The following is a 9,840-nucleotide window of genomic DNA, read 5'->3' on the forward strand; positions in this document are numbered from 1 at the left end:
GGAGAGCAGGGGCACGGGGAGCAGGGGCACGGGGAGCAGGTCCCCGGGAAACGGGGCGGCGGGGGGCGGGAGCGCGGGAAACACGACAGCGGGGAACATTTCGGCTCCGCGCCGCGCTGACCGTGGTGTCCCGACGGGCATCACCGACGGACGGGACGCACCCAGCGGGCACAACGGACAGTGCACCGGCCGGGGTTACCGGGCCGGCCGGCGCGAAGGAGTGTGAGACGGATGACGACGACAGGGCGGGACCTGCTCCCCACCGAGGTGGAGGACCCCTCGTTCGTGACGGCCTGCGGGCGCAGGATCGCGGTGCGGTGTCTGCGGCTCGCACCCGCGGACCGGCCCATCGGCAGGGTCGCCCTGGACGTCGGCCGGGAGCGGGGAGGCGTGCCGGGGACGTGGGCGGCGCTCACCGCCGACGAGGCGCGCGCCCTGGCCCGTCTGCTTCTCCTGCAGGCCGGACTCGTCGAAGGGGGCGAAGGCCCCGGGGAGCCGTCACGGCAGGGCGTCGCCTCCCTCTGATCCCGGGACGCCGCGTCCCGGGGCCCCCTCATCCCGGCACGCCGTCTCCCGGGAACCGGCGGCGTCTCCCGGGACCGGGGACCGGCGGCGTGCGCGCGCGGCTCGCGGGCCGGTGCGAGCCGGGGGTCACGCTCGCGCCACGGTGATCGCGGTTCCGCGGCGGGTACGGCCCGCTCCGCGTGGCGCGTGCCTCCGGCCGTTCCGGCCGGGGCGCGGCCCCGGCCGCGTACGTCGAGTACCGGGGTGAGCCCGCGAGCCCCGCGTGCCCGTCTCCGTCACCCTTCTCCCCCTCCCCCTTTTCCCCTCGTGCGGTGGGGCGGGAGCCGGACCGCCCTCCCCGCGGCACGGGTGCGGCGGTCGGCCGGCGGACGGCCATGGCGCCCCCGGCCCTCCCCGACGTGGGCGAGGGCCGCGTGGTGAGCGAGGGCCGCGTGCCGTCCCCGCTCAGGGGGTGGGGCGGCCCAGGAGGACGAGTTCCCGGTTCAGTTCGGCGAGGAAGCGGGTCACCGTCGTCAGTTCCTCGCGGGTGAAGCGGGAGCGGGCGGCTTCGGTGCCCCGGGCCAGGGGGCGGAAGAAGTCGGCGGCGACGGCTCTGGCCGCCTCCTCGTAGTGCAGGTGGACCACGCGCCGGTCGTCCAGGGCGCGTACGCGGCGGATGTGGCCCGCTTTCTCCAGGCGGTCGATGCAGGCCGTCACCGCGCCCGAGGTGAGGTCGAGCCGGTCGCGCAGCCGGCCGGGGGTCATCGGTCCGTCGTCCGTGTCGGCGTCCAGGATCGCCATCAGCGCCTGGACGTCGGTGAGGTGGAGCCCCTGTGTCTGGGCGAACTCGTGGGAGATGCGGTTGAACTCGGTGTTCATCCGGCGCAGCAGCACCGCGAACGCCTGCATCCCCGTGGGGTCGTTCCCGGGAAGGGGGGACGAGGGGGTTTCGGTGCCGGACATGTGGTCAGTATATATTCATTCAACCGTTGAGATACTTGATGGTTGAGACTTGCTGTCCCGTTCCGTTCCGATGTCGCTTGGGGATTCGATGAGAACCACACCGCGCTGGGGCCGGTGGCTCGTGCCGCTCGTCCTGCTGATCGTCTGGTTGGGTGTGGGCGGCATGCTCGGCCCCTACGCGGGCAAGCTGGGCGAGGTCTCCACCAACGACCAGGCCGCGTTCCTGCCGCAGAGCGCCGAGTCCACCAAGGCCCTCGAAGCGGGTGAGGCGTTCGAGGAGGCCGGGGCGGCCCGGACGGTTCCCGCCATCGTGGTGTGGACGGTCGACGGGGGCGGGGACGCCACGGTCACCGAGGCGCAGCAGAAGGCGGCCACCCGGGCGGTCGGCGGACTCGCCGGACGGCCCGGGGTCGTCTCCGCCCCCTCGCCCGCCATGATCTCGGACGACAGGCAGGCCATGCAGGCCGTCGTCCCCCTGGAGCCCGACCTCGAGGACGGCCTGCCCGAGGTCCTGGAGGAGATCCGGGAGGCGGCGCGGAGCGTGCCGGGGACCACGGCGCAGATCGCGGGACCGGCGGCGAGCCAGGCCGACCTGTCGGACGCGTTCGCCGGGATCGACGGACTGCTGCTGGGCGTGGCGCTCGCCGCGGTGCTGGTGATCCTGCTGCTGGTCTACCGGAGCGTCCTGCTGCCGTTCCTGATCATCCTCGGGTCCGTCTTCGCCCTCGGCCTCGCGTGCGCGGTCGTGTACGCACTGGCCGACCGGGACGTCGTCCGGGTGGACGGCCAGGTGCAGGGCATCCTCTCCATCCTCGTGATCGGCGCCGCCACGGACTACGCGCTGCTGCTGACCGCGCGCTTCCGCGAGGAGATCGCCGTGCACGGGGACCGGGTCACGGCCGCGGCGACCGCGGTGCGCCGCTCGTTCGGGGCGATCACGGCCAGCGCCGCGACCGTGGCGCTCGGCCTGCTGGCCCTGCTCGCCAGCGACCTCACGAACAACCGCGCCCTCGGGCCGGTCGGCGCCATCGGCATCGTGTGCTCCGTGCTCTCCACGCTCACCTTCCTGCCGGCCGTGCTGGCCCTGCTGGGACGCAGCGCCTTCTGGCCCTCGCGGCCGAGGAAGGCCGACGGCGCGTCCTCCGCGGGGGACCCCGCCGAGCGGCACGGGGTGTGGCGGCGGGTCGCCGCGACCGTGGACCGGCGTCCGCGCGCGACGTGGGTGGTGACCGCGCTGGTGCTCGCCGTCTTCGCGGCCTTCTCCCCGGCCCTCTCCTCGAAGGGCGTGCCGCTCGACGAGATCTTCGTCGGCGAGGCCGCCTCGGTCTCCGCCCAGGAGACGCTCGGCGAGCACTTCCCCGGCGGCTCCGGGAACCCCGCCGTCATCGTCGCCGACGCCGACCGGGCCGCCCAGGTGACGGCCGCGGCCGAGAAGACCGACGGCGTGGCCTCGGCCGCCGCGATCTCCGCCTCCGGACGTCCCGGGGGCGAGCCGCTCGTCGCCGACGGCCGCGTCCAGATCTCCGCCACCCTCGAGGACGGGTCCGACAGCGACGCCGCCAAGGAGACCGTCGTACGGCTCCGCGAGAACGTGCACGCGGTCTCCGGCGCCGACGCGCTGGTCGGCGGCTACACGGCGCAGCAGTACGACACCCAGGAGACCGCCGCCCGGGACCGTACGGTGATCGTGCCGATCGTGCTCGCCATCATCCTGCTGATCCTCGTCCTGCTGCTGCGCTCACTGCTCGTACCGGTGCTGCTGGTGGCGACCGTGGGGCTCAACTTCCTGGCGACGCTCGGGATCTCGGCGCTCGTCTTCGAGCATCTCCTCGGGTTCTCGGGCACGGACGCCTCGGTGCCGCTGTACGGGTTCGTGTTCCTGGTGGCGCTGGGCGTCGACTACAACATCTTCCTGATGTCCCGGGTCCGGGAGGAGGCGCTCGCGCACGGCAGCCGGCAGGGCGTGCTGCGCGGGCTCACCACCACCGGCGGGGTCATCACCTCGGCGGGTGTCGTCCTCGCGGCGACGTTCGCGGCCCTGATGGTGATCCCGCTGGCCTTCCTGGTCCAGATCGCGTTCATCGTGGCCTTCGGCGTCCTGCTCGACACCCTCGTGGTCCGTTCGCTCCTGGTGCCCGCACTCGTGATCGACATCGGTCCCCGGGCGTGGTGGCCGAGCGTCCTGGCCCGCGGGGGCGACGCGGGGGCCGGTGCCGGTACGGGTGCCGGTACCGGCGCCGCCTCCGGGACGGAGTCCGGTTCCCGGTCCGGCTGAACGGGCGCGGACACCGCGCTGCCGCCATGATCGGACGGGAGGGACGAGGAAGCGGAAGAAGAGGAAGCGGTCTCGGCGAGCGCGGAGGAGACGGACGTGAACACCGACGCGGGGACGGACACGGACCCGGGCACGGGCCCGGACGGACGGCGGGACGGGGGCGGCGAGCAGCTGCACTGCCTGGTCACCGGCGCCTCCGGATACATCGGCGGGCGCCTCGTCCCGGAGCTGCTGCGGGCCGGGCACCGGGTGCGGTGCCTCGCCCGCTCCCCCGGCAAGCTCCGCGACCACCCCTGGGCGGGTGACGTCGAGACCGTCCGGGGCGACGTCACCGACCCCGGTTCGGTCGCCGGGGCCCTGCGCGGGATCGACGTCGCCTACTACCTGGTGCACGCCCTCGGGACCGGCCGCGGGTTCGAGGAGACCGACCGGCAGGCGGCCCGTACCTTCGCTCAGGAGGCCCGGGCCGCCGGCGTGCGGCGCATCGTCTACCTGGGCGGACTGACCCCGCGCGGCGTCCCGGAGCAGTCCCTGTCCCCCCATCTGCGCTCGCGCGCCGAGGTCGGGCGGATCTTCCTCGACGGGCCGGTGCCCGCCACCGTGCTGCGGGCCGCGGTCGTCATCGGATCGGGGTCGGCGTCGTTCGAGATGCTGCGCTACCTGACCGAGCGGCTGCCGGCCATGGTGACCCCCAGCTGGGTGCACACCCGGATCCAGCCGGTCGCGGTGCGCGACGTGCTGCGCTACCTGGTGGGCTCGGCCGGCATGCCCGTCGAGGTGGACCGGGCGTTCGACATCGGCGGGCCGGACGTCCTCACCTACCTCGAGATGATGCGGCGGTACGCCGTCGTCGCCGGACTGCGGCGGCGGCTCGTCGTGCCGGTGCCGGTGCTCACGCCGGGACTGTCCAGCCACTGGATCGGACTCGTCACCCCCGTGCCCGCCTCCCTGGCCCGGCCGCTGACGGAGTCGCTGCGCCACGAGGTCGTCTGCCACGAGCACGACATCGCCCGGTACGTGCCCGACGTGCCGGGCAGTCCGCTGCCGTTCGACGAGGCGCTGGCCCTCGCGCTGCGGAGGGTGCGGGAGGCCCAGGTCGCCACGCGCTGGTCGTCCGCGAGCGTGCCGGGGGCGCCCAGCGATCCCCTGCCCACCGACCCCGACTGGGCCGGCGGCAGCCTCTACCAGGACGAGCGCCGGCTGCCGGTCGAGGCGTCCGTGGAGTCGCTGTGGAAGGTGATCGAGGGCATCGGCGGGGACAACGGCTGGTACTCCTTCCCGCTGGCCTGGGCGGTGCGGGGCTGGCTGGACCGGTTCGTCGGCGGGGTCGGCCTGCGGCGCGGGCGGCGGGACGCCGAGCGGCTGCGGGTCGGGGACTCGCTGGACTTCTGGCGGGTCGAGGAGATCGAGCCCGGCCGGCTGCTGCGGCTGCGGGCCGAGATGCGGCTGCCGGGCCTGGCGTGGCTGGAGATGTACGCCGACACGGACGACGAGGGCCGCACCCGCTACCGGCAGCGCGCTCTGTTCCATCCGCGCGGGCTGCCCGGCCACGCCTACTGGTGGTCCGTCGCCCCGTTCCACGCCGTCGTCTTCGGCGGCATGGCCCGCAACATCACCCAGGCGGCCTCGAAGGGCATGAGCGCGCACGGGACCAGGGCGCGCGGAGGCCGCCGCGGAAGCCGGGAGCCCGCCCGGCGCGTACGGCGTGCCCGGCCCTTCCTGCGCGCCCGGCGTCCGCACCGCGGGTGACGGGTCCGGCGGTGGCGCGCCCGGCGCTCGCCGCTCTGGGCGACGGGTCCGGCGGTGGCGTGCCGGGCGTCCCCGCCCTGGATGGCGGGTCCGGCGGTGGCGCGACCAGCGCTCACGTCGTGAGTGACGGGACCGGCGGTGGCGCGTCCGGTTCCGCATCCACGGGCCGGGGACGGTCCGAAGAGACGGCGGTGAAGCAAGCAAGGGCCCACGCACGACCAGGAGCAGCCCCATGACCGTCGCGGTCGTCCTGTTCACCTCGGACCTGCGTCTGCACGACCATCCGCCGCTGCGCGCCGCCCTCGCGGCGGCCGACGAGGTGGTGCCGCTCTTCGTGCGCGATCCCGGGGTCCGCGCGGCCGGCTTCGACGCGCCGAACCGCGCCGCCTTCCTCGCCGACTGCCTGCGGGACCTCGACGCCTCGCTGCGCCGTCGCGGCGGCCGGCTCGTCGTGCGCACGGGTCCGGTGGTCCGGGAGACCGGCGCGGTCGCCGCGGAGTGCGGGGCCGCGGAGGTGCACATGGCGGCGGGTGTCAGCGGCTACGCCCGGCGGCGGGAGGAACGGCTGCGGGAGGACCTGGGCCGGTGCGGGGTGGCGCTGCGGGTGCACGACGCGGTGACCACCGCCGTCGCCGCCGGGGCCGTGACGCCCGCCGGGTCCGACCACTACGCCGTGTTCACCCCCTACTTCCGCCGCTGGTCGCAGGAGGAGCTGCGGGGGATCTGCCCGGCGCCGCGCACCGTGCGGGTCCCCGACGCGGTGCGCGGCGAGCCGCTGCCCTCCCGGGAGGGCCTTTCCGGCCTCTCCCCCGGCCTCCCCGCCGGGGGCGAGACGCGGGGGCGCGAGCGGTTCGCCCGGTGGGCGCGGTCCCGGATGCCGGCGTACGAGGAGGGGCACGACGACCTGGCGGGCGACGCGACCTCACGGCTCTCGCCCTACCTGCACTTCGGGGCCCTCTCACCGGTGGAGCTCGTGCGGCGGGCCCGCTCGCGGGGCGGCCCGGGGGCGGAGGCGTTCGTGCGCCAGCTGTGCTGGCGCGACTTCCACCACCAGGTGCTGGCGGCGCGGCCCGAGGCGTCCCGGCGGGACTACCGCACCCGGCACGACCGGTGGCGGACCGGGGACGAGGCGGCCGAGGACGTCGCCGCGTGGCGGGAGGGCCGTACCGGCTATCCGGTCGTCGACGCGGCGATGCGCCAGCTGCTCCACGAGGGCTGGATGCACAACCGGGCACGGCTGCTGGCGGCGAGCTTCCTGACCAAGACGCTGTACGTGGACTGGCGGGTCGGCGCCCGGCACTTCCTGGACCTGCTCGTGGACGGCGACCTCGTCAACAACCAGCTCAACTGGCAGTGGATCGCCGGTACCGGCACCGACTCCCGCCCGAACCGCGTCCTCAACCCCGTGCGTCAGGGTCTGCGGTACGACCCGAGCGGCGCCTACGTGCGGCGCTGGGTACCCGAACTGGAGGACGTCGACGGGCGGAACGTGCACGCGCCCTGGCGGCTGCCGAAGGAGCGGCGGGCCGCCCTGGACTACCCCGCCCCGCTGCTCGACCTCACCGAAGGACTGGTCCGCTTCCAGCACGCCCGCGGCCTCCACTGAGCCCGGGTCCGGGGCCCGTTCTCCGGGATCCAGGGTCCGGGCTCCGGGCACCGTGTCCCGGAGTCCAAGGTCCGGGATCCGGGATCCGGGGGACGCCCCGCCGCAGGACGGGAGCCCCGGGGTTTCCGGGGTTTCCGGCTTCTCCGGCCTTCCACGGCTTCCCTACGGCGTACCCGGCCGGGTGGCGGTCACCAGCCAGTGCCGCGCCATGAGCCGTACGCCCCCCTTCGCCCCGCCGGGCCCGTGGGTCCCCTCCGCCTCCTTCACCTCGTAGGCGCGGAAGGCCTCCGCGGCGGCCCGCCGGGCCCGGTCGACGGCGTCGGGGGCCGCGTCGCGCAGCCAGTGACGCATCGGCCCCCACCCGAAGAGGAAGTCGGCGGCGTCCTCCGCGTCCTCGCCCCACAGCTGCGGCAGCTCGACCGGTTCGGCGGCGATGTCGTCGAAGCCGGCGGCGCGCAGCACGCGCGTGGTGCGCGCGGGATCCGCGAAGGAGGCGGGGCCGGTCTCCGCCTCCCGGGACAGGTCGGGCAGGGGCACGTGTCCGGCGACGGCCGCGAAGATCACCGACTGGTCCATCCGGTCGAACGACTGCGGGCAGACGAAGGCGAGCCGCCCGCCCGGCCGCAGGGCGCGGCCGATGTTCGCGAAGGCGGCGACCGGATCGGCGAAGAACATGATGCCGAAGCGGCTGAGGGCTACGTCGAAGGCGGCGTCCTGGAAGGCGTGCACCTGGGCGTCGGCCCGGAGGAAGGAGACGTTGTCGAGGTGTTCCCCGGCGGCGCTCGCACGGGCGCGCTCCAGCATGGGCGCGGACAGGTCGACGCCGAGGGCGTGTGCCGCGGTGCGGGCGGCGAGCCGCGTCAGGTGTCCGTTGCCGCAGCCGATGTCGAGGACGCGGTCCGTCTCCCGGAGGCGGGCGGCGTTCAGGAGCGGGGTGTTGGCGGGGTCGTTGAGGGCGTCGTAGCGCGCCTGGTGGGCGGCCCAGTGCCGGCCCTCGTATCCGTTCCACGCCTCGGCCTGGTGGGTGTTCACGATCCGGTTGTCGCCCATGGGTCCCATGGGTCCCATGGTGCCGTACGGGGCCTCCGGTCGGACCGGGCCGGTCAGGCGGGCGGCCGGGAGGTCGCGGTGCCGGTTTCGGGGTCGGGCCCGTCGGCCGGGTCCGGCCCCGGGGCGGGCGTGGCCGGGGCGGCCGGGGAGACGATCTCGACGTGTTCGCCCCGCCGGATGCGGGTGTAGAACCACCGCGCGTCGTCGATGCCCAGGCCCAGCCAGCCCGTCCTGGCGCCCGGGGCGCCGAGGGACCGGGTGTCGGGGACGAGGGCGCCCGCGTAGACCGGCGGCCGGTCGCCGGTGCGCAGCTCCACCACGTACGGGACCTCGGCCCCGCGGCGGTTCCCGGCCCTCCCGTCGCTCCGCAGCAGCATGACCTCGTGCTTGGCCCGCACGGTCAGTTCGCGGCCGGGCGACAGGAGGGTGCCGGAGGGGTGCGGGTCGACGCGCATGACACGGCCGTCGAAGGTGAGGGTGTGGCGGCCCAGGTCGAGGACGGCCTCCTCGGTGCCGGGCGGGCGGCCGGTCGCCGCCCCGGGTGCCCGGGGGCTGGACGTCGACGTGCCGATCGTCGCGGACCCGGCCGGGGCGCGCGGGTCGCGGCCGGGCTCCTCGGCGTGCACGGTGAGTCCGATCGTCGCCAGCATGCCGGCCACCGAGGTGGCCAGGCCGAGGCGGACGGTGGTCCGGCGCCGGCGGGAGCGGCGTCGCGCCCGGGTGCGGACCTCGGCGGCCGGCAGGGGTGGCGGCGCTTGGTTCGCCTCCGCCAGCTCGTGCAACGCGGTGGCGAGTTCATCCGACACGGCCGCCCTCCCTCCAGGCCGGCTCCTCGGCCTCGTCCACCGCCAGCTGTTTGGCCAGGGCCGCCCGCCCCCGGGACAGCCGGACCTTGACCGTCCCCACGGGTGCGCCGGTCTCGGAGGCTACCTGTTCGACACTGAGGTCGCACAGATGGTGAAGGACGATCGCCATCCGCTGGTGTTCGGGAAGTTCGCGCAACGCGGCGACCAGTGCGGTGCGTTCGGGGCCGGGGCCGGGGGTCGTCTCCGGCATCGCGGAATGGCGCACCAGTTCCAGCCAGCGCCGGGCGCGGCGCCAGCGGCTGACCGCGAGACGCATGGCGACCGTGCGCACCCACGCCTCGGGCGCCCCGTCGGCCTGAAGTCCGTGGCGCCGGTCCCAGGCCCGTACGAACGCCTCCTGGACCACGTCCTGGGCCTCGCCCCGATCCCCCGTGAAGGCGAAGAGCTGACCGGTCAGCCGAGGGAACGCGGCCGCGTAGAAAGCGTCGAACTCGTCCTCGGTCATGCCCTCCACCGGTGTCCTGGAATGTGCGTACGACCGGCCGTACCTGACATGCACACAGGTGCAACAGATCACGCACATGGAAGCACAGCCCTGGAGGAAGACGCGGAACACGGGTCCTGGGATCCATCGACCGCCGTACGGGGGAACATCGTTTCGCCGTTCCGCGCCCGTCCGCTCAGCCCGGCCGGCCGCCCGGCCGGCTCCGCCCGGTTCTGCCCCGCCCCGCTGCGCTCAGAGCCGGGTCCAGGTGTTCCGGTCCCGGGCCACCGCGTACAGGGCCTCCACGTCCGCCGGTTTCAGCACGCCACCGAGGTCGCCCAGGCCCTCCACCTCGCCGTCCGTCAGGACGCGCACCCCGCGCGGCGGGGTGCGCGTCCTGACG

The 9,840-nt window shown here is 75.2% G+C and carries 8 protein-coding genes and 1 pseudogene; 4 read left to right on the plus strand and 5 right to left on the minus strand.

Features of this window, described 5'->3' with window-relative positions; all coding sequences use genetic code 11:
- The first annotated feature begins 231 nt into the window (after positions 1 to 231).
- The gene (locus AOK18_RS23055) at positions 232 to 525 is read left to right on the plus strand and encodes a hypothetical protein (RefSeq protein ID WP_240503279.1); all 294 of its coding nucleotides are present in this window, start codon (positions 232 to 234) and stop codon (positions 523 to 525) included.
- 444 nt (positions 526 to 969) lie between these two features.
- Here AOK18_RS23055 and AOK18_RS23060 read toward each other — a convergent pair whose 3' ends face one another.
- Positions 970 to 1,467, minus strand: a complete 498-nt coding sequence (locus tag AOK18_RS23060) for a MarR family winged helix-turn-helix transcriptional regulator (protein WP_240503280.1) — start codon at positions 1,465 to 1,467, stop codon at positions 970 to 972.
- Between the two features lie 88 nt (positions 1,468 to 1,555).
- On the opposite strand from AOK18_RS23060, the gene AOK18_RS23065 reads away from it, so the two are divergent.
- From AOK18_RS23065 to AOK18_RS23075, 3 genes are all read left to right on the plus strand, one after another.
- On the plus strand, positions 1,556 to 3,742 hold the full coding sequence (locus AOK18_RS23065; RefSeq protein ID WP_055695575.1) for an MMPL family transporter: 2,187 nt from the start codon (positions 1,556 to 1,558) through the stop codon (positions 3,740 to 3,742).
- A gap of 171 nt (positions 3,743 to 3,913) precedes the next feature.
- Positions 3,914 to 5,491, plus strand: a complete 1,578-nt coding sequence (locus AOK18_RS23070; protein WP_240503281.1) for an SDR family oxidoreductase — start codon at positions 3,914 to 3,916, stop codon at positions 5,489 to 5,491.
- Between the two features lie 232 nt (positions 5,492 to 5,723).
- Positions 5,724 to 7,097: a cryptochrome/photolyase family protein gene (locus AOK18_RS23075; protein WP_055695577.1), complete on the plus strand. Its 1,374-nt coding sequence runs from the start codon at positions 5,724 to 5,726 to the stop codon at positions 7,095 to 7,097.
- A gap of 162 nt (positions 7,098 to 7,259) precedes the next feature.
- On the opposite strand, the gene AOK18_RS23080 is transcribed toward AOK18_RS23075, so the two are convergent.
- The 4 genes and pseudogenes from AOK18_RS23080 to AOK18_RS34590 all read right to left on the minus strand — a co-directional run.
- Complete coding sequence (locus AOK18_RS23080) at positions 7,260 to 8,147, minus strand: class I SAM-dependent methyltransferase (protein WP_055695578.1); 888 nt, start codon at positions 8,145 to 8,147, stop codon at positions 7,260 to 7,262.
- Between the two features lie 53 nt (positions 8,148 to 8,200).
- Positions 8,201 to 8,953 (minus strand): hypothetical protein, encoded by a 753-nt coding sequence (locus AOK18_RS23085; protein ID WP_055695579.1) that lies wholly within the window; start codon positions 8,951 to 8,953, stop codon positions 8,201 to 8,203.
- On the minus strand, positions 8,943 to 9,458 hold the full coding sequence (locus AOK18_RS23090) for a SigE family RNA polymerase sigma factor (RefSeq protein WP_055572172.1): 516 nt from the start codon (positions 9,456 to 9,458) through the stop codon (positions 8,943 to 8,945). The genes AOK18_RS23085 and AOK18_RS23090 overlap by 11 nt, the downstream gene beginning before the upstream one ends.
- 231 nt (positions 9,459 to 9,689) lie before the next feature.
- A pseudogene (locus tag AOK18_RS34590) lies at positions 9,690 to 9,840 on the minus strand (NERD domain-containing protein); the annotation flags it as partial.

It is taken from the genome of Streptomyces prasinopilosus (genome assembly GCF_001419695.1).
GTDB lineage: Bacteria > Actinomycetota > Actinomycetes > Streptomycetales > Streptomycetaceae > Streptomyces > Streptomyces prasinopilosus.